Genomic DNA, 25,548 nt, shown 5'->3' with positions numbered 1-25,548 from the left:
TGGCCTCCTTGATGTCATAACCCCTTTTAAATAATGCGAACAGGTACCATCGTCACCTGTTTTTCTTTGGCAACCAGATAGCGAACATATCCATCGAGTAACACATAAGCTGGGCGCCCTTCATGACCAGAATCCCATTGCTTCACCAACAATGGGGCTGGTTTCTCAGGTTGATTGCGTGCCTTTTCTATTTTATCTGCGCGTGGGGGATGCAGTTCAAAGGCTTTAGGGATATAGATTTGATCGATAGCCACATCGGTCTCGATGTCTTTCATCGGCCGAGCATCAATCTTCGCTCGGCTCTCCCACCGAACAATTTTTGACGAGATAGGCAACACGTCACCCCGAAACACGGCGCCGGAGGATCCACTCCCTTTTTCCGGGCGCCAATAACCTTGGGACTTAATCAGGGTGAAAAAGATGCCGCCCACCGTGCGCAAGCTCCCATCTTGCCGATAAACCCAAAAAGACTCGGGGGCAGCACTAGGATTTTTATAGTAGTGCCACGCCTCATCAACTCGGGAGACCATCATCTTCGTCCCGTAGTCTAAAATTAATTGCGCGAGAACGTCACTGAAATGATTGGGGCTCTCTTGCAGTTGCCATAGGATGCGCTTGGCCGCTTGCAACGCGACCGGGTAGGCTGAAACAATTTGCGGCAACAGCCGCAAGGAAATTAACTCCTGATCAAGACGAGCTTGAGGACCAATGACATAAACCGGACGGGTTCCTTTTTGGCCCGCAAACCCACTTAAGGCAATGACTCCAGGAGACAATGAGGGGGCTGTTATATGCGACAAGAGCCGATCGCGGCGTAAAACATCGTATAGGGAGACCTTAATCGTTTCACCTCGGTATACCGCACTGTGAGCGGCTTTCCATGAAGTGGACAAGGGAGGACGAACCGTTAGGATAGGCCCATCATCTTCATCTTTTGGTTCCTTCCTAGATGTGTTGCCCAGATTTTCTGCAACTAACCGGTAGGAATCCCGCTTAGATGCCATGAGATCTTCCAAGCGAATGATGGTTTTACCCTGGATCGTTGTTCCCGACAAGATCCCATTTTGCAAATCGGACCAAATAACAGAAACGGGTAATCCTGTGACTTCCGACAAGGTCATCACTGACCATGAAGGGCTTGATGTGGCTCGGGGGCGCCCCACATCGCTCATCCTTTCTCCATCCGACCATGTTTACACACGTCATGTTGTTTATAGACTTTATTCGCTATAAAGTGCCAAAATTCCTCTATATTTTTTAATATGCGCCTTTCCGGCGCAATACCGACGTTATCGTTTTCCATAAAATGACCAAATCGAGCCAGATTGTCCAATGTGTACAGTAATCCAAATCCCACTTTAAGCTTTCTTCGAGCGTTAAATCTCCCCGGCCCATGACCTGGGCCAGTCCCGTTATGCCAGGACGCATACGGTGTCGTTCATGAGCATAAGAGGGATATAATGCCACCATTTCTGGAATTTCTGGCCGTGGACCGACCAGGGACATCTGCCCCACCAAGACATTGAAAAGTTGGGGCAATTCGTCGAGGGAGGACCGGCGCAGAAATCGTCCCATTTTGGTAATACGCCTATCCCCTTCATCTTGAAATTTATAACGTAGTGCTTCTTCAGGAGCCGGCGGTTGCCATTTTTTCTCGGCTCCATAATACATGGTGCGAAATTTCCACATACGAAATGGTCGTCCATCTTTACCAATGCGAGTTTGTACAAACAGTGCTGGTCCTGGCGAATCCAGGCGAATGACCAGGGCAATGAGTACCAAAAGCCAGCTGAAAACAACCAGCAAAATGAGCGAAACCATGATATCAAAAAGACGTTTGATGTAACTCATATCAACGGCTATGACTCAACACAATATCCCGAACCGCTTCAATGACATCGTGAACATCGTCATCGGTCATGGACGGATATAAAGGGAGAGACACTTCTGCCTCAAAAAATTGCTCCGCGTTAGGAAATTGTCCCGGTGTCCATCCATACCGCATTTGATAGTAGGGATGCAAATGAATCGGAATGAAATGCACTGAAGCCCCGATATTGCGAACTTTTAACTCTTCAATAAATTGATCGCGACTTAATGACAAAGCCTCGGTAATAAGCCGTAACGGGTATAAGTGCCACGCATGTTCGGCATAATCCCGCTGAGTAGGCAGAATGACTGGTAAATCGGCCAATCCTTCCGCAAATTGTCTGGCAATATCTTGCCGGCGTTTTTGCATGCGGGTCAACTTATGCAATTGAACCAGTCCTAAAGCGGCCTGCAAATCTGTCATGTTGTATTTAAAGCCGGCGGCTTCTATTTGGTAGACCCATGACCCCTGGGCACTATAGCGATTCCACGCGTGTCGTGACATGCCATGAAGGGACAAAATCCGGATTTTATCGGCTAATTCGGGATCAGGCACAACCAAGGCCCCGCCTTCACCGGTTGTAAGGTTTTTGGTGGCATAAAATGAAAAGGCGGTAAAATTGCCAAACGTGCCAATCGGTTGCCCTTGGTAGGTCGAGGCCATGGCATGCGCGGCATCTTCCACCACCACCAAATGATACGCATCACGCAGGCGATTTAATTGCCGCATGTCCACGGCATGTCCCGCATAATGCACGGGCAACAAGGCTTTAGTTTTATCCGTGATAGCCTGTTCAACCATGCTCAAATCGATATTCCCGGTATCTTTTTCAATGTCCACTAATACAGGGGTCGCTCCGACATGAATAATCACATTGACCGAGGCCGCAAATGTATAGGGGGTGGTAATCACTTCATCCCCCGGCCCAATATCATTAGCCAGTAATGCCAAATGCATTCCCGCCGTGCACGAAGCCAGTGCCAGAACCGTTTCCCCATGCAGGTGTTGCGACAATTCCTCTTCAAATTTCTGGGTTAAAGGTCCGCGGCTAATCCAGTGGCTACGTAAGGCTTGTATGACAGCATCCTCTTCTTCCGGCCCTAAGTCCGGTAAGTTATAGGGTAAAAAATGTTCACGCATGAGAATCATATCCCCTTTGCAAATCCTCTACAATGCATCGTACCGGATCCGAAGATGGTGATGTGGGCCGGCTCCTTAGCCGCTGATGTTGCACCGCATCACGAATGCGCTCGTAATGGGTGCCACAAAGCACCGCTTGACCGCTTTCGATGAGTTCCGTCCACTCGGTTTCATCCCGCAGAATATAAGTTGGCGTCCCAGCCCGGCACGCTTCTCGTTGAACGCCGCCGGAATCTGTTAATACAGCTTGGGCATGCCGCTCCAAGGTCACCATATCTTGGTAGCTAAGGGGTTCAACAATGTGCAGCTGAGAAGTGGCTATGAATGCTTGCAAATGGAACTGCTCGATGCGCTGCCGTGTTCTTGGATGCAGAGGCAACACCACTGGCCAAGGCAAATCGGCTAGAGCCTTTAACACGTCGCGTAATTTGTCCGGGTCATCCGTAGTTTCTTGCCGGTGCACGGTGGCCAACGCAAACGGTTTTGACTGCAGTCTTAACTGTACCAATATCTCGGGGTTATCTGGAGTATTGTCCCACAGCACATCCATAACATCCCCACACAGCACTACCCCTTCCGTAATGCCTTCTTGAGCTAAATTGTTTACCGCTTGCTTGGTGGGACAATATAATTTAGTCGCCAAATGGTCGGTCAACACACGGTTGATTTCTTCCGGCATAGCCCGGTTAAAACTGCGTAAACCCGCTTCAATATGGGCAACGGGAATATGGAGTTTACTCGCAGCCAAAGCCCCGGCTAACGTCGAGTTGGTATCTCCATAAACCACAACCCAATCCGGGCGCTCTTTTTCTAAAATAGGATCGAGTGCCATGAGCATTTTGCCCGTTTGAATGCCGTGAGTCGCTGATCCGACGCGCAAATCATAATCCGGTCGGGGAACAGCAAGACCGTCGTAAAATATCTTAGACAATTTCTCATCGTAATGTTGACCGGTATCAATGAGCACTTCCTTGGCATATTGACGCAAAAGCGGCGAAACAACGGCCGCTTTGATGTATTGGGGGCGGGCTCCGATGATGCTTACCACTTTCATCCGTTATCCCACCCGTTTTCCATAAAAATGACCAATCATTTCAATCACATAATCAACTTCGGAATCTGTCAATTCCGGAAACATGGGCAAAGACAACACTTCATTTTGCACTTGCTCACTAATGGGAAAATCGCCAAGGTGATAGCCCAAATCCCGCAAAGCCGGTTGAAGATGTAACGCTAACGGATAATAGACCGTTGTTCCGATACCCTGACTTTTCAAAAAGGCTTGTAAGCGGTCTCTATTCTCGACGCGAATCGTATACTGGTGAAACACATGAGTAAAGCCCTCGGGAACCACGGGAATGTGCACCGCTTCAAGTCCTAGCGTGTGAAGCCCATCACTATAGCGCTTGGCAATGTGTTGACGTTTTTGGGTCCACCTATCTAAATAGGGGAGTTTCACTGATAAAATGGCTGCTTGCAGCGCATCTAAGCGCGAGTTAATTCCTACGACCTCATGATAATATTTCTTGCGGGCCCCGTGCGCCCGCAGTGCCCGGACAGCATTTGCCCATTCTTCCCGCTGGGTCGTAACCAAGCCTCCGTCACCTAATGCTCCTAAATTCTTTGTCGGAAAAAAACTAAACGCCGCCAAATCACCCACACTACCCGCCGGTTTGCCCCGCATTGTGGCGCCGATAGCCTGGGCCGCATCTTCAATGATAATTCCATCAAAATTTTGTCGTAAGGCCTCGACATCCGCCATCAGCCCAAAAAGGTGGACCGGAAGCACGGCCCGGGTCCGGGGGGTTATCCGAGTCCGTGCTTGTTCCGGGTCCATATTAAAAGTATCCACTTGGATGTCAGTAAAGACCGGTTTAGCCCCTGTTCGCAAAATACTTCCGGCGGTAGCAAAAAATGTAAAAGGCGTCGTGAGTACTTCATCACCTGCTCCGATATCTGCTGCCCGCAAGGCGAGATATAAGGCATCGGATCCGTTTCCTACACCGATAGCAAAACGACTATGGGTATAGTCTGCCATTTGCTCTTCGAAGGTTTTGACAATATCACCCAGAATAAACTGCCCTGATTCCATGACCTGTTGGATGGCGGCGGACAATTCTTTTTCCATTTCTTTCATTTGTCGTGTGAGTGTAAAGGATGGAACTTCCATCATCCATTCATTCCCTTCGTTCCCTTTGTTCCCTTCGTTTCATCGATTGATCAGGTATTTCTCATTCCATGGGTTGCCCATCGGGTAAGAATAGCCACTGTTCTTCCGGAACTTGCCTCACGACACGGGCAGGAACCCCCATCACTAAACGATAAGGAGGGACATCACGGGTCACCACAGCTCCCGCCGCCACCAAGGCTTCTTGACCGATATGAACCCCAGGCAACAACACCGCCCCACCACCGATTCGGGCTCCACGATGAATAATCGGTCCTTGCATGGCTGCATGGCGGGCTTCTGTCCTGGCGACATACGGATCATTGGTAGTCGTCACCATGGGCGCGATAAAGACATGGTCTTCAACAATAGTCGTCGCCGTCAGATACACCGCCGTTTGCAATTTGGTGTAATCTCCGATTTGGCAATCATTCTCTACCGTGCTACGCTGTCCAATCACCACCCGCGTCCCCAGTTGGCAACGTTCCCGCACAACAGCTTGATCAGCAATAAAACTCTCAGGGCCAATAGTGCTTCCCCGGTAAAGAATGACTTGCGCGCCCACGACCGTGCCCTGACCAATCTTTAGAGGCATCAAATCTCCGGTTTTTAGCGTACTCGTTTTACTTTTCGATGGCGTTTTCCCCAAAATCACCCCATCGCCGATGACCACATTATCTTCAATAATCACGTGGGGATGAATAATGACATGATGACCCAAAATCACATTCCGACCTATCTCAACATCTTCTGCAATCACACAGTGCATTCCTTGTTCGGTGGGTTTCATGCGTTTTCCCCTGTGATTTCTGACATGTGAACAATGCGTCCTTCCCGTCCCGAGAGCATAAGGGCTTCAATGACGGCAATATCACACAGTGCGGTCGCGGCATCGAGACGCGGTGTCACACCATTTTCAATGGCCTCCGCAAAGTCCTTCAATGCATCATGATGACTCTGCCAGCTAGGACGTGCAGGCAAATCCAAGATTGCTTGACGTACCTCTTGTTCGTTATCATTGCCGACGCGCCAGGTATGAATCTGATTGACCGTGGGTCCAATCACCACCACACCATTTTCCCCCACAATCGTCAACCGTTCTTCCAAGTTAGTTTTGGGCACACACGTGGTCGCGGCCAAGGAGGCTAAAGCTCCGGAACGAAAACGTATCGTCCCCGACACGCTATCTTCTGCTTCAATCTGGTGGGTTAAGGTCGCGGTATACGCAAAAACTTCTTTCACAGATCCCATCAATTGGAGTAACACATCAATCGCATGAATGGCCTGGTTAAACAAGACGCCTCCATCCATCGCATAGGTTCCCCGCCACGGCGCTTCATCATAGTACGACTGGGGTCTGGCCCATCTCACAGCGACGCCGCCATTGACAATACGTCCCAACCGCCCATCTTGATGGGCCTGAAACAATTGCTGAATGGCGGGCAACATCCGATTAAATTGCGTCACCACGGCAACAACGCCCTGTTGTTTAGCAAAATCGACGATGGCCTTAGCGTCTTGATAGGAAAGCGCAAGGGGCTTTTCCACCATGACATGTTTGCCCCGTTCCAGGACCTGAAAAGCGAGTTGACGGTGAAGTCCAGAAGGTGTTGCAATAATCGCCGCATCAATGTCCACGTTATCTAACATCACGTCTGTTTGATCAAATGCCAAAGCGTCAAAGGCCACCGCAGCCGCTTCCGCTCTTTCCAAGTTGGTGTCCACCGTGGCCACTAAATCAATGGCCTCTTGATGGACAAGGGCTTGCAGATGACGTTGCCCAATCTTGCCACATCCTATCAACGCCGCTCGTATTGCCATAGGTAATTGTCATCCTTCCTCTTCCCGAATCATAAGGCTCTAGCTAAGATGCGCTTACAATCGGACAATATTATCCCGCCCGGCCAGCTTTTTGGTCGCGTTACGCGAATCCACAACCAAGGCGCTGTGATTCACCACCCATTCATAATCAATGCATGAATGATCGGTTGTTATCACAACACAGTCCTGGGATTCCAACAGCTCTTGAGTCAATTCCACAGACCGAATTTGACGCGAAAAAAACGTGTGGGGTTTCACGACGGGCACATAGGGGTCATGAAATTCCACATGAGCCCCTTGCTGCTCTAACAATTCGAAAACTTTTAAGGCCGGCGATTCTCGTTCATCATCGATATCCTTCTTGTAGGCAATACCTAATAACAAAATTTTAGACCCATTAATCGCTTTTTTCCGCGCATTCATCGCTCGTGTCACTTTATCGACCACAAAATATGGCATGCGCAAGTTAATTTCGCCGGCCAATTCAATAAACCGTGTCGGGAAATCATATTCGCGGGCTTTCCAACTCAAATAAAAGGGATCCAGCGGAATGCAGTGCCCTCCCACACCAGGTCCTGGTTGGAAAATTTGGATACCAAAAGGTTTGGTTCCGGCCGCTTCCAACACTTCCCAAACATCAAGCTGCATCCGGTCACACAATAAAGCCAGCTCATTCACCAGGGCAATATTGACGGCCCGGTACGTATTCTCAAAGACTTTTGAGAGTTCCGCAACCCGTGGCGAAGACACCGGAATCACTTGAGTAATAGACTGTTGATAGAGGGCTGTAGCCACTTTGCGACATTTTTCGGTAACACCCCCAACTAATTTCGGGGTATTGCGCGTTTTGTAGACGGGATCACCGGGATTGACCCGTTCTGGAGAAAAAGCCAAGAAAAATTCTTCTCCGATTTTGAGTCCACTCGTTTCTAATATCGGTTGAAGCACTTCCTCGGTGGTACCGGGATAGGTGGTGCTTTCCAGCGCAATTAACTGGCCAGGCCGCATAATTTTTCGCACTTTATCCGCCACCGCCAAAATATAGGACAAGTCCGGTTCTTTATTAGTCGTCAGAGGGGTAGGAACACAAATAATAATCACATCGGCTTCCGTTAAGGCCTGGTAATCGCCTGTCGCCTTCAGCCGTTTGTCCCGGGTTAACGCCTTTAATGTATTACTATCCACATCGGGGATATAGTTTTCGCCACGGTTTACCCGTTCCACTTTGCTCAGGTTATCATCTAAGCCAATGACCGAAAATCCGGCTAAGGCATGTTCCACGGCCAGAGGTAATCCCACATAACCGAGTCCTACCACCCCAATTAATGCCGTGCGGCTGGTTAGGCGGTCCATTAAGCGATCATAATAGGTCGTAGTCGGATGATTAGTGAGCACGAGCATGTCCTCCTGTTGTCAGCAATTCCGGCGTTTGCAGGGAATACACATTGTCGGATTGGGGTTGATATTCGGGTACAATTTCCTTTAATAATTTCCTGATGCGTGGTTCATCAGCCGCACGTCCTGCTTCCACCAATTCTCTGAGCAACGGCAACACCCGTTCGGGATCTGGCGTTTCGCCAACGTGAATGAAAATTCGTGAATTTTTCGTCGCCTTCGTTTGATCTTCGGGAGTTAGGAGTTCTTCGTAGAGTTTTTCCCCGGGTCTTAAGCCGGTAAAGACAATATCAATATCAATGCCTGGGCGTAATCCGGAGAGGCGAATGAGATTTGTGGCCAAGTCCATAATCCGTAAGGGCTCCCCCATATCCAAAACGAATGTATCGCCGCCTTCTCCCATGGCTCCAGCCTGAATGACCAGTTGACAGGCTTCCGCCACCGTCATGAAATAGCGCACCATATCAGGATGCGTAATCGTCAAGGGGCCCCCTTGCGCTATTTGCCTTTGAAACGTTGGTAAGACACTGCCCCGAGAACCCAGCACATTGCCAAAACGCACGGTTACGAAACGCATCCCGTAACGCTTCGCATAAAAACTTCCCAGAATTTCTCCGATGCGTTTCGTCGTACCATAGACGCTCGTCGGATTGACAGCCTTGTCGGTGGAAATAAAGACAAATCGCTCGACATGCATTTTTTGACAAATATCTAAAAATCCCCATAATCCTTCCACGTTGTTGCGGATGGCCTCGGGCGGTTGGATTTCCATTAAGGGAACATGTTTATGAGCTGCCGCATGAAACACAACCTGGGGTCGGGTCTGTTGCATAACTTGTTGCATGCGCCCCTGGTCGCGCAGATCCGCAACGACCGGGATCACCGGCAAGTTTGGGAATTTATTGCGCATTTCTTGTTCAATATCGAATATAGAGGTTTCATCAAGTCCCAGCAACACCAGCGCACGAGGTGTAAATTGGGCCACCTGTCGACATAATTCCGAACCAATGGTTCCTCCAGCTCCGGTCACCATAACCGTTTTATTGGTTAGGTAACTCGCAATTTCTCCTAAATCCACAATCGCCGGTTCTCGTTGTAACAAGTCTTCGATTTGCACGTCACGAATTTGATTGACCAGCACTTGCCCACCAATCATTTGATTGAGTGCAGGCAGCATCCTGGCTTTCACATTGAGATCGCGGCATTGGTCAACCAAAGGCCGTAAAATTTTACCGGATGCCGAAGGAATCGCAAACAAAACCTGATCCACGTGATAGTCATGAATCACGTGCGCTAATGCTTTTGTTGTCCCTAGAACTTTTAATGAGCCAATTTGCATGCCATGCTTGGCCACATCATCATCTAAGAATCCAACGGCAATGCCGACTTCAGGATGGCGACTGAGTTCTTGAGCAACAAGTTGGCCCGCTTTACCCGCCCCAACAATAAGCACTCGAGGAGCGGCCTTGCTCCGAGGAACCCAGGTGAAATCATAGTAAGATCGAATAAGAAAACGCCACCCACCTACCAATGCTAAAGCAAACAACACATACAACAGATAAACCCCGCGAGGATAATGCGCTACACCATCTAACAACAAATAGCCATCCAAAAAGACCGTGCTGCCTAAAATGGAACCCATTAATACTTGGGCATCACGAGGTCCTGCATATTGCCACATCCGGTGATAAACACGCGTAAACCACATCAAAAGCAATGTTGTTAACGTGAAATAGATAGCAATATGTTGGTAAGGACGTAAATATTGCGCGGGAATATAAGGAACGTCAAAGCGAAGATACAACGCCATGTAAACCGATGCATTGATCATAATGGCATCAATTAACATCGCGAAGGCTATTTTTAAATAAAGACGTAGCCGTCTTTTCAATCTATTCCCCTCTTTCATTCGCCAGCGTCCGCTAGGTTCGGACAGGACCTCCAAGCGCCAGCATTATACCATGTTTCCCGATTATCCGACGATGGTATCCCCTGGGTCTTACTTGCTTCCTTTATAGATGAAAAACGTTGAGCAATATTCGACGTTATTTACTAGACAAAATCATTTTCGTTCTCTATAGTAACGCGGGCAAGATGTTTGGCGTTTAATATAGAGATGGAACACAAAATCATGGCGTTTTTGTTGCTCGTCCCGTATAGGAAGGGCAGCAGGATATTCCGGATGGGGGATTTATGTGGCATTAAGAGTTGATAAGTCTCAAGGATCACAATGGCTTAGCGTGCCCGTGCCTGATGACAAACAACCAAGAAAGCAACATCGGGTCCAAATTGATCGTGAAGTACTAAACTTGATTATGCAGGAGGATCCCCGTCCTCCGGAGCTTATCCTTGACTTGATTGCGCGGCGGGCAGTCAAGCGCATGCCTGTACCTAACAGTGAGGAGGGCGACCGGTTAATCACCCGCCATAACTTGGAACTGGTCTGGCCCAAATAATACAAAGGGACGCAGTATGCCTGCGTCCCTTTGTGCGCTCCTTATGTCGTAGCACGCAAGATTTCTTGAAGTTCCTTGGCATCTAAGGTTTCCCGTTCAATCAGCTCAATGGCAATCCGGTTCAATGTCGCCCGATGTTGTAACAAGATATTTTTGGCCCGCTCGTATTGCTGCAAAATAATGTGACGCACGGCTTGGTCAATTTTTGAAGCCACCTCTTCGGAATAATTCCGTTGGCGGACTAAATCCCGCCCCAAAAACACTTGATCTTGACGGGTTCCATACGTCATCGGACCTAATTCCTCGGACATCCCGTATTCTGTAATCATCTGTTTAACCATTTTTGTCGATTTCTCTAAATCATCGGAGGCGCCGGTCGAAATTTCTCCAAAAACAATTTGCTCGGCTGCTCTTCCCCCGAGTGACATCGCCACTTTATCGAGAATTTGTTCTTTGGTGACAAGATAGCGGTCCTCTTCGGGTAAGGGCATCGTGTAGCCCATGGCCATGCCACGGGGAATAATCGTCACCTTATTCACCGGGTCGCCATGGGGAACCAACATTCCTACCAACGTATGTCCGCCTTCGTGAAAAGCAACGACACGCTTCTCAAACGCCGATAACACCCGTGTCTTCTTTTGGGGTCCGGCCATCACGCGTTCTGCCGCTTCTTCAAAATTTTTCATGGTGATCTTTTTCCGGCGTTCCCGTGCGGCTAAGAGAGCTGCTTCGTTGGCTAAATTAGCGAGATCCGCACCGGTAAATCCTGGTGTCCTACGAGCAATCACATCGAGATCAACGTCTGAATCAAGCGGTTTATTGGCCACGTGCACTTCCAAAATCTTTCTTCGTCCTGCTTGATCTGGCCGGGGAACCATAATTTGGCGATCAAAACGTCCCGGCCGTAATAATGCCGGATCCAAGACGTCAGGACGGTTGGTTGCGGCCATAACGATGACACCCTCATTGACACCAAATCCGTCCATTTCGACCAGCAATTGGTTTAAGGTTTGCTCGCGCTCATCATTGCCGCCTCCATAGCCAGCTCCCCGCATCCGACCCACAGCGTCTAATTCATCGATAAAAAGAATGCATGGAGCATTCTTTTTCGCTTGCTCGAATAGATCGCGAACCCTGGACGCTCCAACACCCACAAACATCTCCACGAAACCTGAACCACTTTCCGAGAAAAAGGGAACTCCAGCTTCTCCGGCGACCGCTCGTGCTAAAAGAGTTTTTCCGGTACCAGGAGGGCCAAATAACAAAACCCCCTTGGGAATTCTCGCTCCCATATCTAAGTACCGTTTGGGATTTTTTAAGAAATCTACAATTTCTTCGAGTTCTTGTTTCTCCTCATCGACACCCGCAACATCGGCAAATGTCACCTTCGGTAAGTTATCCGCCTGTAAACGCGCCTGGCTCTTTCCGAAAGACATCATCCGATTGCCGCCTTGACTTTGTCTAAAGAAGAAAAACACAAAACCGATCACAATCAAGACGGGCAAAAAGTCGCCAATGAGACCAATCCATACAAAGGAACTGGATGGCTTTTCTACCGTAACATTGGCCCCTGCCTTATTAAGTTCCGCACTTAATGTATTCGTTTCGCCTGGGGCATAGACGGTCTGATAATGCTGGCCCTGTTTGTTAGTCCAACTCACCACATGTTGAGATGGATTCACGTCGGCAGTAGTCACCTGATGTTTGAGGCTCGCCGTGATCAGCGAACTGTAAGGTAGTTCCTGAACTTGTGCTGTGCGCGCATTGAGGATATCCATCAATGTCGAAATAAACAGCACCACCAGGACTATTGTGATGACGCCTCGAAACCACCGGTTTTGCATCGGATCCCCTCCGCTGTGAAGCTAATGCTCCGTAAATAAAAATAAAAAATTTTTGCCTGATACATTACAATAGCACTTTTCGTCAAGATTGCGCTATAGGTTCTCACTCTCGGGCTAGTTTTCCTCTAAAACGGGCATACTCATACCAAAAATTGGTGAAAGGAGAATCGATGATGTTTTGGAAACAACGTCTCCCCTGGCTTCTTCTGGCCGCTTTGTGGCTGGAATCTGCTCTTGTCCGTCCCTACCTTTCTCCCATGGTGCCCATCTTTCCGTTTTTCCGTTCATGGCCTGCGGCCTGGGGAGTATGGCTGCCCCCCTTAAGTGTGGCCTTGTTGTATCTCATCCTCGGCCGAATTTTTGGTCAGAAATCGTGGTTACCATGGTTGATGACGGGATTCTCTGGGCTTTACATTACCGTTGACACCATCATTTTTTCTACCCATTTGGGGCCCCATGTTCGTAGTTTATTTTACAGAATCCCAGCCTCTCTATTCGTTCTTGGGCTCTTTATTGTGGCGATGGATTCAAGACACTCGAGACCCAGTTCGTGGATTTCCGTAATTGCTGGCGTGGGCATGATTGCGGCATTTTGGGGAAATCCGTGGTGGGCCTTCATCATGGGTCTCATTTTAGCTATCCTGATATGGAGGCGCCGTCTGGCACCACAGCAACAGGAGCCCGACATGGAAAAATCCCGCAGTTAGCGGGATTTTTCCAACCTCGGGTTATTCACCACTGGCTATACATAGCATATAAAGCTTCCACATTGTCGACATAACCTTGAGTGGCGGGAACAACTCGATCTCCATATGCTTGGACGGCACCGGGACCTGCATTATAGGCTGATAAGGCTAAAGAAAGATTCCCTCCAAACATATTTAACATGTCACGGAGATATAAGCAGCCTGCTATCAGATTTTGTTGGGGATTATAGAGTTCACTGGGGGAGATTCCTAGTACTTCTGCCGTTCCGGGCTCCAACTGCATAAGGCCGATCGCTCCTGCAGAACTCACCGCATGCGCATTACCACCCGATTCTTCTGTAATCACTGCAATCACTAAAGCGGGAGGTAGATTATCTTGTTCAGCAATCGGCGTCACAAGTGGCAACATCGCGTTGTATAGCTCTCTTCGAGATAACGTGCCTTGACTAAATTGTCCCAGCAACGCTTGGATTTGGGAAGCAATTTGGTTAATCTTTGAACCCAATTGCGCCATATTTTGTTGGATCTGAGCCTGCTGATTTTTTAATGTTGCTTCGACTTGCTTTTGTTGAGCTAATGTATTCGCGGCATTTTGGGCAGCACTCATAGCTTGATTATGCAAAGAAATTGCTTGGCTTTCTTCTTGTGCCAACATGTTTTGTTCTTGTTGTAATAAGGCTTGGTGCGCGGCCAGGGACGCACGAGTTTCCGACAGTAACGTGGCCTCCGCTTTTAAGCTGGCCTTTTCTTTGGCTTCTTGGGCTTCTTCCTGTTTAATGACATTAACCTCTGAGGCCGCTTGTCCCGCAATCTGACCTAATAAAGACAGACGACTGACAAAATCGGTAAACGAATGGGCGCCTAATAAGACATCCAGATATCCGATCGATCCGCGCTCCTCAATCAACTGCAATTGCCCATTTAACAGTTTGCTTTCCTGAATTAAACTCGCCTGCGTTTGTTGAATTAAGGCCTCAGTTTTTTGATAATTGGCCTCGGTAGCATTCAACTCGTTTTGAGTTGCATTCAGTTGTGCTTCGGTGCTGCTCAACAAAGCTTGGGTTTGCTGCATTCGTGCCTGTGTCGAGGCGATTTGTTGATTTGCGGAGCCGACCATAGCCTGATCTTGCGCCAATTTTTGATTTAAGGAACTAATTTGCTGCTGTGCCTGATCGATAGCAGCTTGGGTTTGTTGGTACTGACTCTGTTCCGCCGCTAGCTGAGCCTGTGCTTGGGCTTCTTCTTGTTGTAACTGCTGCAGTGAAGCCCCGTAGGTCATCACCACTGGACCAGCTAATACAAGAAGACTTGCTCCTGTCAGCGCCAAGGCGATTTTGCCTCGCATGCGTCCAAAAACCCCTCCTTCTCCTACCGGCAGCTCGCAGAAAAAATCGAATCCTGCCTAAATTCTTTCTTGCGCACTGCCACACTGCCATAATATATTCGCGATACATGCTCTTTTTCCTGCTAAACTGCTAGGATATCGATCATTTTCCAGGTTTTTCTGGTATTGCCGTCGAACTGTGTCAAAACATAATAGGAACAAGGGAATACTCGGCCTTCGGCCAAAATTACAAGTGATGATGCTAAGGAGACTAGACCGTGGAAGACGATGTGAAAGCTGCTTTACGTGTGTTTTTTGATGCGGTACTCACTGCTGAACCGTTGTTAAATGAATTGCGCACCGAATATGGACTGAGCCTTGCGCAAATCCGTTGTTTGTTTCAGTTACGCTCTGGTGACCAAACGGCTGGAGAATTAGCCAAATCCTTAGGAATTCGGGCCACGTCACTCACCCGCATGATTGAACGTCTGGAAACAGAAAATTGGGTCAAAAGACAAAACGACAAACATGACAGACGCCGCATTGTTTTGACTTTAACCGAGGAAGCTGAAGACATGCTTTCGCATTTGGACTTTTTCTTAGATAGTCCCGCAGCAATGGGAATAAAACGGATGACACCTCAAGAACGTGTCGAATTTACCCAGGCCTTACAGCGGTTTTTACAACACGTTACGGATACACAAAATCTCCATAGAGATTGAGAGCGATTGACGGACCTTTATCAACAGACAAATACTAATCCCAGCTAATTTCAGGACGAAGGCCAGGCGATTGACTGGGCATTAATCTCACCTGTCAAAAAGCTCGGTTGGCCCCGCAAAGTGGAGAGTTGAATGGGGTGCGTCAGTATGCTAGCACACAATTATTCTCTGCGCCACCATGTACCAACGCAGCCCATGTGACCATATACTCTTAGAGCACCCGACATGGAGTGAATTCATGAATTATGGTATCGTTATTCCGGTTTATTTTGGCCGGTCGTTCATCAAACGGGCATTAGACAGCGTCTTTGCGCAAGAAGATGTGTCAGGACGTTTAAATGTTTTGATTATTGAAGATGGGACCCCGGAACCTGAAGATGTGGAAAGCCTTATTGCCGGTTATCCTGTTCAGTATGTAAAACTCCCGGACAATCACGGGGTATTTTACGCACGCTGGGTTGGATTGTCTCAGCTTCCAAGCACCGTGGAATTTTGCGCGTTTTTGGACCAGGATGATGCGTGGCATCCAAAATTTTTATCTCATCTTACGACTATCCTCATGCAAGATCAGACCGTGGGATTTGTTGCCTGTAATGCGCGCGTCATGGGTGTTCACGGGAACTATGTGTTGTACCAAGATCGCCGACCTAATTTATTGTTAGCCGACTTAAAGGTAGCTAACCAGCTGATTTCACCGAGTCAAGTCTTGATCCGCCGCGATGCGTTAGAAAAATTAAATTGGACTATAGACCTTCCTTATCCCGGTGCCGATGATTGGCTTCTATGGTTAGCCATATTGTCCCTAGGCTATCAAGCCACTTATACCGATGAAATACTTCTCGATTATTATGACCATGCCGCCGGAGCTCATCACCGTAAACATATTATGGCCCAAAGCGAAGAATACATCGTTGAACACTGGTTTCCCCGTTTGCAACTGACAAAGTGGGATCAACGTCTCTATAAAGGGCGTATCGGCTGGGATCATATTGTGCAGGGATTACGAGCAAAGAACCTTCGCCATCTCGTAAAGGGCTTAAACTATTTGGTTCGTGATCCTATTGCCGTCAATGCGGCACGGCAATTCCGCCGCCGTCACCGGAAAAATCATATTGTCTAAAACCACAGACGTGATGACTGGAAAACTCACATCATTGTATGAGGCGCGGACACGCAATGCATCTCATCATCTCTCATCATGACGAAGGATTATCTTAACCATAACAATCTGGGCTACGAGCTTTGGTATAATGCCCGAGTAACCCATTATTGTGTCGACGCGGTAAATGACATGGAGTGAGCTGATGACCGGATAACGACAATCAACGTGATGGCATATCACAATCGCATCGACAAATCTCATCAGGGAGGGTTATTGTCAACAGTGGCCAAAGATCTGCACACTAAAGCCCAAATCCTAAAAGGAGCCAAACAGGTATTTTCCCAAAAGGGATTTCAAGCATCCATTAAGGAAATTGCGTCGGCCGCCGGGATCTCAACCACAAGTCTCATTTTTTGGTATTTCAAGGATAAAGAGAGTCTCTTTTTGGAAGTCATCAAAAGTGCATCTCCCTTAGCTCAAGTGCAAGAGGTCTTAAGCACAAAGCCGCCCCATTCGGGTGATGTCGCATCACCACAAGCCATTGCAGCCGTTGTTGAGAGGTATTTTTCGGTTTACGCTGATCCCCTCAATCGTGCGATATTGTTTCAAATGCTCGCGCATACCGAAAGACATGCCGAAGTTCGGGCGTTATTGCATGACCAGTTAACCACAGTGATGAGTGGTCAAATGACCCATATTATTAGAGAAGGACAAGATGCTGGACAGTTTCGCCATGATTTGCCTGCAGAATTTTTGGGACAAACATGCCTTGGTCTGCTGTTTGCTTTAGTCACCCGGTGGCACGTTGAAGGCATTCTCCCCTGGTCGGCCCATGATGTCACGCAAAATCTCCTCGCCCTGTTAACCCCTCTGCCAGAATGTCCATCACCGTAATAGATTGTTCATGAAAACGCTCGTTCGATATTAGACAGTAAGGTGTGAAACCGGAATGATGGAATCTTTGCCTTTTGTGTCGATAATCATTGCAACCTACCACCGGGATGACAGTTTGGTCAACACGATCACCGATTTAATCCATTTAGATTATCCATCTTACGAAATCTTGGTGATTGATCAAGATCCGTGCCATAGTCGTGCTGTCCATGATATGCTTGAAACTTGGCATAAAACCCACGCACTCCGCTGGATTCAAACGCCAAAACCAGGACTGACCCGAGCCCGTAATGTGGGAATCACTAAGAGCCGGGGAAGTCTCATCATCTTTGTTGACGACGATGTTCAAATTCCTGATCGGCAATTTCTTAGGTGGCATGTCAGTCTTTTTCTGCAAAATCCTCATGTTGGCGCTGCCGCAGGACGGGTCTTAGAACCTGGGAAACCACCGTTGACCGTTCGCCGTCACATCGGATGGATGGGCTACTGTGGGATGCGCGAACCCGGTTTTGGATCCGATTTTTCCGCTGCTGCCTATAGCGTCCGGGGATGCAATATGGCATTTCGCAAGAGTGCCCTACTCCATGTTGGCGGATTCGATGAGCGCTATACCCGTTCTGCATTTCGCGAAGATACCGATATTTCTTTTCGAATTAAAAAAGCCGGCTATGCGATTTGGTTTAATCACAAAGCCTGGCTTTATCACTTGTCGGCACCTCATGGAGGTACCCGTGACGAATCGATCGCTGTGGAATCCGATATCATGCTCAATGACTGGCGATTTGCCTTATTTAACCTCTCAATAGGTCAACAATTTCTCTGGATCGCCAGACTTTATGCCTCACGGGTGGTGAAAGCCAGTCTAAAACGCGGTTATTTTTCTGAACGTCGCCGGGCCTTTTGGCAAGGGTACCATCAAGCCAAAAGAGACCGGGATGCGGGTCCCAGGGTCAGTCTCCTATGTTAGGCAAACGATCATGCAAAACTCGGCAGTTCGTGCCATGACCTACGCACCAGTTCCATCGTTTGTGCAGTCGGTAAGCCAACGTCTGTCACTAATTGAACCGGTTGACATTCTTGGCGAAGGACCTGGTGAATGTGGGAAAGCATATCCGTAAAGGGCAATTGTCCTTTCATGGGGTATTCGTAGATAACTCGATTCCCTTGCCGCCATTCAATAGCGTCGCGGGCGCCTGGATGATACATTTTCGTAATCCGAATTTCCCCCTCCGTCCCCACAAAGCGGGTAAAAGTATCATAACGGCGGAAAAAGGAGACATTCATCATCAGCTGGACCTGATCAGGATAGGTCAACATCCCCCACATCGCGCCGTCTACCTCGCCTTTCATCAGGGCTTGGGCGATTACCTGATGAGGTGTGTCCTTCAATAGGAGCGAGGTAATGTGGACGGGATAACAACCTAAATCATTGAAGGCACCCCCGTCAAAAGCTTTCACCCAACGGACATCATCAGTTCGCGCCAGCACCGTATTGAAGGTTCCATGAATCTCTTGGGGAGCACCAATCGCTCCTTGGCGAATCAGCTCTTCTACTCGTTGCCACTGAGGCTGGAATTGAAATGCGTACGCCTCCCATAATAAAGCATGCCGCTGTTGTGCGCGTTCGATAATTTCTTGCGTTTGGGCCAAGGATCCGGTTAATGGTTTTTCGCATAAAATGGCCTTACCTGTTTGTAAAGCTTTTAATGTCCATTCGTAATGCAAGTGATTGGGTAAGGGGATGTAAATGGCATCGACCTGATCATCGTCTAAAACCGCTTGGTAACTGCCACTCGCACGAGCCACATTGTAGTCCTTGGCAAACTGTTCTGCCCGGGCTAAATCGCGACTGCCAATATGCCATGCCACGCCAGTTCGCGTTTCATGCAGTGCGGGTAAAAAGGCGCTCTTTACAATACCCGCGGTTCCGAGAATTCCCCAACGGATCATAGCAAACTTCACTCCTTTAGTTTCTTTAGGTTTTTCAGGTTCTAGCTCTGTGAGCATTATGTACTGTTGACCCTCTAGGCTTTCTCTATCGCCTTATCGGATCTTGGCCGTTTTCCTCTATCAATAAATTTCAAAAGATCATTTCTTAACATTTTGGGATGTCTCCTGTAGTATACAAAACTCTCAGATCAGAAGGATCCTACATAACCGTCACGAAATGTTCGAGACCCGTGAACGCGTCCCATTTTGTCTTCCCGCATGCCGAGCTAAAGCACTGGCCAGCAGTAAAATAGCCATCAATGTCGCCCATGCGGCCGTGAAATGTTTGGTCCAGTCAATTAAAGATCCAAGTAGCGGCGGAAAGATAGCTGATCCCAAAAATATAATCGTACCCACAAGCCCCATGGCAAACCCCGCTTGCTGAGAGGGCACGGATTCCGCCGCCCAAGTCAAAGACAGGGCATTCCATCCAATCGTCCCCATTCCTGTTAAAAACCAAACTCCCATGATGACCCCGTAAGGAACATGGGCGGGTAAAAGTAAAATCACCGCGATCATTGCACTCGCTAAAAGTCCAGTGAAAGATATCACCCGCGGGCGATTCCCCTGTAACCGGTCACTCATTCGACCAAAGAGAATCCGGCCCAATCCTCCGCCAATCTGGGCCATGGCCAAAACCCAACCCGCTTGACCCAAGGTCAGATGACGATCATCGTGTAGATACTCCAAGGTGAAAGTCACTAAAAAATATTGCCCGGCCACCATCAAAAAGGAAACGGCCGCCGGCCATTTCAACGGACGAAAAGAGGTGGACTCCTTCCCTGTTTTCCGCACTGCAGGTTTAATGTCAGGTATCAATGCGCTAAAGATTCCATTGAATAACACCAATTCTGCCATAAACAACAAATATACTGCAGATAATCCGAAATGTATGACCATCACCGGTAATATCACTGCGGCCAGCGCCGCGCCAAAAGGCACTCCTGTTTGCCGGATACCCATAGGCATTCCCCGGTCGCGGCCTTGAAAAGCGGTGAAAATGGCTTTGCTGCCTGACATCGGTACGGCAGACAAGCTCAGTCCCAGTAAAAAGAAGCACACCAACACCATCACAAAGCCTTGAACCCAGCGCAATCCGAACGCCAATAAAGCCATGATCCATGTTGCGCGGAACAATAACCGTTTAGGACCCCATTTATCGGCAAGGATGCCCATAAATACCATACTAGTCATGACGCCTAAGCTCATTGCCGACGTAATCAAGCCAATTTGTTGAAAATCTAGGGCGTATTTTGCCGCCAAGAAAAATCCTAAGACAATGACACCTTGCTGCACAAAAGTCATTCCCGTTTGCGATAACGTGGCCCAAAGAAGATACCATTTGGGGTCCACCTTGCCTAAAAATCTCTGGGCGTCCTCAAGGGGTTTTTCCATCGGTTTCCCTTCTTAGCGAAAATTACCGTACATGACCATGGTTGACAGCGCGTACATTTTTTCGAGCTGTCCTTCAAGAAAGGACTGTATTAGGAGGGACAAAGTATGCTTAAGCTACCACACCATCTTAACCGGGCCATTATCATGGGCATACTGGGCACTATTCTTTTTGAAGCGTTGGTCGCATCGGCTCCTATGATGGGAGCACCTGTTCTCAATGTTGCTTTGTGGGATGGTAGCCTTTTCACGTTAAATCTTCGACTCGCCACCATCTTGGGATTTGGTTTAGAACTTCTGTTAGGAACAATTTTAGCGTATATTTACCAACATTGGATTGGCTGGCGTCTTCAGGGCCCTTTCTGGCAAAAAGGTCTGGTATTTGGCATCTCACTATGGGTATTATTAATGGTCTTCGGTCTCCCCCTATTCGACCGTATTAGTCCTTTGGTGAATAATGGTCTGATGCTGGCACCGGGGCTGTTTGCGAAACGTTTTGGCCTCAGTACGGCGTTAACCTTTCTCCTCGCCCTATTAGCCTTTGGTCTTAGCCTGAGCTATTTCGATGACCATGCCAAGAGCTTTCCCTTTTAGTAAGAACAAAGAAAAGATCGCGTATCTAATAGAACCGAAGGCCCAAACGGGCCTTCGCCATCCTCTTTGACCTTTTCTTTTGACCCTTGACTTTTAGGCTTCATGCCGATCTTCCTGGCCTTGAGAGTCTTCCAAGGCCACAGAAAATTGCCCTTGTGTGGCCATAGACCGAGTCAAGGTCCAAAAACGAAAGACTGGACCATTATGTAAACTACGTAGAAATCGTTCTGCCTGCGCAATGGCCCCACTGCGGAAGTCATGCGGCGCAAATAAGTACCCTCGTGCGGTACCACTGTGTGCCGTGACCACGCCCCATCCGTGTTGGTGCGCTTGTTCAATCACTTGGGCAAGAATCTGATCATGGGGATTTCGCTCCCATTGCACTTCTGCAGAAATTAGACCCGCTTTCCCGAGTCCCCCAACATCATGGGCATAGGCCGCTTCTCTGGCCATGCGCAAGGCTTGTGCCAGCCGCGTTTGCTGAGCAGGCGAATACGGTTTACGAGATTGATGATGCAATGCGGTATTGACCCGCCCGTGCCCGATTAAACCTACAATCACAGCATGAGGAGCCCTAGGCCATTTTTCTAACAGGATCCCCTTAACGGGTTCAAACGCAACCATCTGTGGATACATGACGCCGTCAGATGGTTCAATTTGTGCGGCTATTCGCGCAATCATCGATGGCAATAAGGTTCGGCCATAGGCGGCAGCCACAGCTCGGATAGATGCCACGATATCCGCGGAACTTGATGCCATACCCTTCCCGATGGGAATTACTGAGGAGATACTTAATGTTCCTCCTGGTTTTTTCAACGCGCGGCATGCTAACGTCGCAGCAATTTGTGCTTTTTTACGGTGTCTGGGATACACCACAACATCCTGATTCTCCCCCGGAATGAATTTGGCCCGGGTTCCCCACCGGATCGGTATTGTTACCAAAAACGGAGTTTCATCAATAACCCCTTGAACAAGTTCGCCAAATGTTCCGGAAGAGAATCCCCAGCCGGCCTGCTTCATAGGGGCCCCCTCCTTGAAACTCCCCTTTATTGTATCATGCCAAGCTTAAGGCGTCAGGCACCCAGAGTCGCTTAGCTTGTCTCTTTAGGGAGAACTAGGAGTACTCCCACTACTGGGGAGGACGGATGAGGTTAACGACGGAAGATTGCCCCACTGGTTTAACAAACTGTCTACTGTGGAGGCATTACCCTCCACAATCACTTCGGTGTTGTGGACCACAAAAGCCGCCTCTTCCATGTTATCCGGAAGATTGGCCACCACAACGGTCAAGGAGCCCACACTTTCTGTCGTCGATGTTAAATTGCTGTTCGGTAACGCCGTGATCGGGTGATGGCTCGATTTTTCGGTAATAATGACCGAACTAGAGTCTTGTGCCGTGAAACTCAGAATCACCACCCGTTGTCCTTGAGCATTCGTCCCCGTATTAATCGCATCAAGCGTCATACCCGCACTCGAGGGTGGTAAGACAATGGGAAAGTTCAGTTGACTTTTGGCCAGATTCAAGGCAGTTCCGGTCTGGGTCAATGAAATTGCTGGTGTTACTCCTGGGGGCGGTGAAAATGAAAATGTACTGGCAGAGACATTCGGATTAACCTGAAAATGGCTAAACGTTTCCGCTATCTTCGTTTTGCCGATCTGCATGCTAAAAGACTCTGGGGTATTGGTAGCGGTATCATAGATTAACAAGGCATCTGCCGGGCTCTTAGAAGACGGGAGCACCAAGGTCATCATTAAACTGACCTTGTCACCTTTGACCCGCACACCATGGACTTGACTATGACGAAGCCAATTGGGAAGCTCCGCGGCAATCGTCCAGGGCGCATCGGCTGCCGGAAGGCCTGCGAATACGGAATAGTGTTTGGAATTTTGAGGATACCAAATGGTCTCATGGGAATTCACATAAATGGATATAGGATGGCTTCCCAAAAGATTGATGACATATTGACCGCTTGGCAGATTACTGGTAATTTGATAATCCAAAGTCTTAACCTGGTGCGCGGAGATGATTTGGGTCTCCTTCACCGTGGCACGAACATTTTGCCACGAAGACATCCGCGACAAGATTTCACTGACAACAGCTTTGGGCTTAGAATTATGGGTGATGGCCTCAGGGTGACCAAAGCCACATCCTGCGAGTACTACGACCCACCCTCCAGATATGAGATACGCATACCAACGTTTCATGGTTCTATCGTATCGTGTTTAGTCCGTTCGGGCAATCTTTATGCACTGGGATTAACGGACTGGCATGGAATCCTCAAGCGTTGTGTATCATGAAAAGTGCTCAAGCAAAGACTTTTTAGGATCCATAAAAATACCATTTTTTGCGGAGGACTATGTCAAACGTCATTCTCTCAATTCTTGTAGTTTCCATTGTCGCCTTAATGGCGCCGTGGATTTTATTGCGCACCAAAGTCAAAATTCCCATTGCCGCGGCGGAAATTCTATTAGGCGTCGTGTTCGGTAAAAGTGGACTAGGTTGGATTCAAATTTCTGGGCCTATTAGTTTTTTGTCACTATTTGGCCTGTCTTATATTATGTTTTTGTATGGCTTGGAAACCAACCTGGATTCATGGCTCAATCAGGATCATGCCAAACTTCAACATGCTCGCTGGCTTTGGCCCATTATTGTCCTGTGGATTGGATTAGGTTTTGCTGAAGGTTATCTTCTGCTAACGTTTCATGTGATTCACAAAATGATCCCGATTTCCTTGCTGCTGGCATCCAGTGCTCCTACCGTCTTGTTACCCACGTTAAAAGAACGGGGGCTCGTCAACACCAATTTTGGACAATGGATTTTGTCCATCGGGTTACTCGTCGATTTCACCACATTAATGGGCGTCACCGCATTGGCCGCTTTAGATCACCATGGTGCCATCTTGCGCATCTTTTTGGTCGTGTTAATGTTTGTGCCTCTGGTTATCGCCAAATCCACATCAAGATTTTTGCACCGTGCATGGTTTGGCAACGGTCAAGATACGGTCACCAGTCAAATTGGGGTCCGGGGCGTGATGATGATTATTACCCTCTTTATTGCCCTAGCGGAAACCTTGGGAACCATCACCGTGTTGGGAGCATTCCTGGCGGGGGTCGTGGTATCCTTAATCGTCGGCAAAGATCGTGAGATTCTCCAAGATAAACTGGATGCCTTAGGGTTTGGCTACTTCATTCCCTTTTTCTTTGTGACCGTCGGAAGCGATCTCAATCTTCACCCGGCTTGGCAATCCAATCACGTTCTTTTGCTTACTGTGTCTTTCCTTCTCGGCATTATCGTCATAAGTATCGGCATTTCCTTTCTTTTGGCGCGCTTATTTCCAAAAAGAGAAACCATTGCCATGGCGACCTTATTAGCCACCCGCTTATCTGTAACGGTGGCAGGTTCCTTAATTCTGTTTCAGGCGCATATTATCTCGCAATCCGTATATCTGGCGATGATTATCACCTCAATTTTGTCCGCCGTCCTGTTTCCACCCATTTTTCACCGGTTCAGTCCTCAAAAACCTTTGCCGAAGCAAGATATTATGCTCATTGGCCCTGCTCACTGGGTCAAGCCCATTGCCAGTCATTTAGCTGCCCAAGACTATCCTGTCTTAACCTATGACAATGGCTCAGACGCCTTAGCAAGCGCGGCGATTCATGCGGGAACTGTGCGCGTGGTCGCGTTATTGGGCTCCGCCCACTGGCAAAAGAATATTATTTGGGGCAATCAGTTGCAGCATATTTTAAACCCCGATCATGTCATTGTGGATGTGCCCACCGAAGCCCGGGAACAAGCTAATGCTGCGGGTTTAATCCCTTTTGTCGCTCCACTAGCTTCTATGCAGCTATTGGAAACCCTCATCCGTTCCCCGTTATCAGGGCTATCCGACGCTAACATGTGGTCCTCCATGATGGAATTGGAAGTGACGAGTCCCTATGCCATTAATGTCGCTCTTAAAGATTTAAAACTCCCTGAAGATACCCTCGTTATTGGCATATCACGCCACCGGGAACATTTAATTCCCCGGGGTTCCACTGTGCTTCGCGCGGGCGATGTGATTACCATTGTGTGTCCTGGACCCAGGCGCAGAGAAATCCGGCAAATATTTGAAGTTCCGCCGCCCTTTTAAA

At 48.4% G+C, this 25,548-nt stretch carries 23 protein-coding genes; 8 read left to right on the top strand and 15 right to left on the bottom strand.

Annotated features, from left to right (window positions below; genetic code table 11):
- Positions 1-26 precede the first annotated feature (26 nt).
- The 9 genes from B8987_RS08215 to B8987_RS08175 form a co-directional block, all read right to left on the bottom strand.
- Positions 27-1,163, bottom strand: coding sequence for a ParB N-terminal domain-containing protein (locus B8987_RS08215; RefSeq protein WP_084661206.1), 1,137 nt, complete (start codon positions 1,161-1,163; stop codon positions 27-29).
- Positions 1,164-1,257: 94 nt separating this feature from the next.
- Complete coding sequence (locus B8987_RS08210; RefSeq protein ID WP_084661205.1) at positions 1,258-1,851, bottom strand: sugar transferase; 594 nt, start codon at positions 1,849-1,851, stop codon at positions 1,258-1,260.
- 1 nt (position 1,852) lies between these two features.
- Complete coding sequence (locus tag B8987_RS08205) at positions 1,853-3,010, bottom strand: DegT/DnrJ/EryC1/StrS family aminotransferase (protein ID WP_084661204.1); 1,158 nt, start codon at positions 3,008-3,010, stop codon at positions 1,853-1,855.
- Positions 3,003-4,064 carry a non-hydrolyzing UDP-N-acetylglucosamine 2-epimerase gene (gene wecB, locus B8987_RS08200; RefSeq protein WP_084661203.1) on the bottom strand — a complete coding sequence of 354 codons (1,062 nt, stop codon included), beginning with the start codon at positions 4,062-4,064 and terminating at the stop codon, positions 3,003-3,005. Before wecB ends, B8987_RS08205 begins: the two co-directional genes overlap by 8 nt.
- A 3-nt stretch (positions 4,065-4,067) precedes the next feature.
- Positions 4,068-5,183: a DegT/DnrJ/EryC1/StrS family aminotransferase gene (locus B8987_RS08195; protein ID WP_139793503.1), complete on the bottom strand. Its 1,116-nt coding sequence runs from the start codon at positions 5,181-5,183 to the stop codon at positions 4,068-4,070.
- A 58-nt stretch (positions 5,184-5,241) separates the two neighbouring features.
- Positions 5,242-5,967: an acyltransferase gene (locus tag B8987_RS20135; RefSeq protein ID WP_020375607.1), complete on the bottom strand. Its 726-nt coding sequence runs from the start codon at positions 5,965-5,967 to the stop codon at positions 5,242-5,244.
- Positions 5,964-6,998 (bottom strand): Gfo/Idh/MocA family protein, encoded by a 1,035-nt coding sequence (locus tag B8987_RS08185; protein WP_020375606.1) that lies wholly within the window; start codon positions 6,996-6,998, stop codon positions 5,964-5,966. Before B8987_RS08185 ends, B8987_RS20135 begins: the two co-directional genes overlap by 4 nt.
- 54 nt (positions 6,999-7,052) lie before the next feature.
- Entirely contained in the window at positions 7,053-8,399 is a 1,347-nt protein-coding gene (locus B8987_RS08180) for a nucleotide sugar dehydrogenase (RefSeq protein ID WP_026040704.1), read from the bottom strand.
- The gene (locus tag B8987_RS08175) at positions 8,383-10,284 is read right to left on the bottom strand and encodes a polysaccharide biosynthesis protein (RefSeq protein WP_020375604.1); all 1,902 of its coding nucleotides are present in this window, start codon (positions 10,282-10,284) and stop codon (positions 8,383-8,385) included. Before B8987_RS08175 ends, B8987_RS08180 begins: the two co-directional genes overlap by 17 nt.
- Before the next feature lie 304 nt (positions 10,285-10,588).
- Between B8987_RS08175 and B8987_RS08170 the strand changes: the two genes are divergently transcribed.
- On the top strand, positions 10,589-10,849 hold the full coding sequence (locus B8987_RS08170; RefSeq protein ID WP_020375603.1) for a hypothetical protein: 261 nt from the start codon (positions 10,589-10,591) through the stop codon (positions 10,847-10,849).
- 41 nt (positions 10,850-10,890) lie between these two features.
- On the opposite strand, the gene ftsH is transcribed toward B8987_RS08170, so the two are convergent.
- Positions 10,891-12,693 (bottom strand): ATP-dependent zinc metalloprotease FtsH, encoded by a 1,803-nt coding sequence (gene ftsH, locus B8987_RS08165; RefSeq protein ID WP_020375602.1) that lies wholly within the window; start codon positions 12,691-12,693, stop codon positions 10,891-10,893.
- A 170-nt stretch (positions 12,694-12,863) separates the two neighbouring features.
- On the opposite strand from ftsH, the gene B8987_RS08160 reads away from it, so the two are divergent.
- Positions 12,864-13,400, top strand: a complete 537-nt coding sequence (locus B8987_RS08160) for a hypothetical protein (protein ID WP_139793502.1) — start codon at positions 12,864-12,866, stop codon at positions 13,398-13,400.
- Positions 13,401-13,425: 25 nt separating this feature from the next.
- On the opposite strand, the gene B8987_RS08155 is transcribed toward B8987_RS08160, so the two are convergent.
- The gene (locus B8987_RS08155) at positions 13,426-14,745 is read right to left on the bottom strand and encodes a transglycosylase SLT domain-containing protein (RefSeq protein WP_020375600.1); all 1,320 of its coding nucleotides are present in this window, start codon (positions 14,743-14,745) and stop codon (positions 13,426-13,428) included.
- A gap of 257 nt (positions 14,746-15,002) precedes the next feature.
- On the opposite strand from B8987_RS08155, the gene B8987_RS08150 reads away from it, so the two are divergent.
- From B8987_RS08150 to B8987_RS08135, 4 genes are all read left to right on the top strand, one after another.
- Positions 15,003-15,446 carry a MarR family winged helix-turn-helix transcriptional regulator gene (locus tag B8987_RS08150; RefSeq protein WP_020375599.1) on the top strand — a complete coding sequence of 148 codons (444 nt, stop codon included), beginning with the start codon at positions 15,003-15,005 and terminating at the stop codon, positions 15,444-15,446.
- Between the two features lie 238 nt (positions 15,447-15,684).
- On the top strand, positions 15,685-16,566 hold the full coding sequence (locus B8987_RS08145; RefSeq protein ID WP_020375598.1) for a glycosyltransferase family A protein: 882 nt from the start codon (positions 15,685-15,687) through the stop codon (positions 16,564-16,566).
- Positions 16,567-16,830: 264 nt separating this feature from the next.
- Complete coding sequence (locus tag B8987_RS08140) at positions 16,831-17,442, top strand: TetR/AcrR family transcriptional regulator (RefSeq protein WP_037913984.1); 612 nt, start codon at positions 16,831-16,833, stop codon at positions 17,440-17,442.
- 55 nt (positions 17,443-17,497) lie between these two features.
- A complete protein-coding gene (locus B8987_RS08135; RefSeq protein WP_020375596.1) occupies positions 17,498-18,409 on the top strand; it encodes a glycosyltransferase family 2 protein in 912 nt (303 codons plus the stop codon).
- An 8-nt stretch (positions 18,410-18,417) separates the two neighbouring features.
- Here the strand turns inward: B8987_RS08135 and B8987_RS08130 are convergent, their stop codons facing one another.
- Together B8987_RS08130 and B8987_RS08125 are read right to left on the bottom strand one after the other, a co-directional pair.
- Positions 18,418-19,392, bottom strand: a complete 975-nt coding sequence (locus B8987_RS08130; protein WP_020375595.1) for a Gfo/Idh/MocA family protein — start codon at positions 19,390-19,392, stop codon at positions 18,418-18,420.
- Between the two features lie 210 nt (positions 19,393-19,602).
- The gene (locus B8987_RS08125) at positions 19,603-20,826 is read right to left on the bottom strand and encodes an MFS transporter (RefSeq protein WP_020375594.1); all 1,224 of its coding nucleotides are present in this window, start codon (positions 20,824-20,826) and stop codon (positions 19,603-19,605) included.
- 105 nt (positions 20,827-20,931) lie between these two features.
- On the opposite strand from B8987_RS08125, the gene B8987_RS08120 reads away from it, so the two are divergent.
- Entirely contained in the window at positions 20,932-21,417 is a 486-nt protein-coding gene (locus B8987_RS08120) for a hypothetical protein (RefSeq protein ID WP_020375593.1), read from the top strand.
- Positions 21,418-21,510: 93 nt separating this feature from the next.
- On the opposite strand, the gene B8987_RS08115 is transcribed toward B8987_RS08120, so the two are convergent.
- Both B8987_RS08115 and B8987_RS08110 read right to left on the bottom strand, forming a co-directional pair.
- The gene (locus tag B8987_RS08115; protein WP_020375591.1) at positions 21,511-22,437 is read right to left on the bottom strand and encodes a GHMP family kinase ATP-binding protein; all 927 of its coding nucleotides are present in this window, start codon (positions 22,435-22,437) and stop codon (positions 21,511-21,513) included.
- A gap of 84 nt (positions 22,438-22,521) precedes the next feature.
- Positions 22,522-23,622 (bottom strand): LolA-like protein, encoded by a 1,101-nt coding sequence (locus B8987_RS08110; protein WP_020375590.1) that lies wholly within the window; start codon positions 23,620-23,622, stop codon positions 22,522-22,524.
- Positions 23,623-23,774: 152 nt separating this feature from the next.
- On the opposite strand from B8987_RS08110, the gene B8987_RS08105 reads away from it, so the two are divergent.
- Entirely contained in the window at positions 23,775-25,547 is a 1,773-nt protein-coding gene (locus B8987_RS08105; RefSeq protein WP_020375589.1) for a cation:proton antiporter, read from the top strand.
- Position 25,548: the final 1 nt, after the last annotated feature.

Source organism: Sulfobacillus thermosulfidooxidans DSM 9293, assembly GCF_900176145.1.
Classification (GTDB): domain Bacteria; phylum Bacillota; class Sulfobacillia; order Sulfobacillales; family Sulfobacillaceae; genus Sulfobacillus; species Sulfobacillus thermosulfidooxidans.
This window is presented reverse-complemented; position numbering and strand designations above follow the sequence as displayed.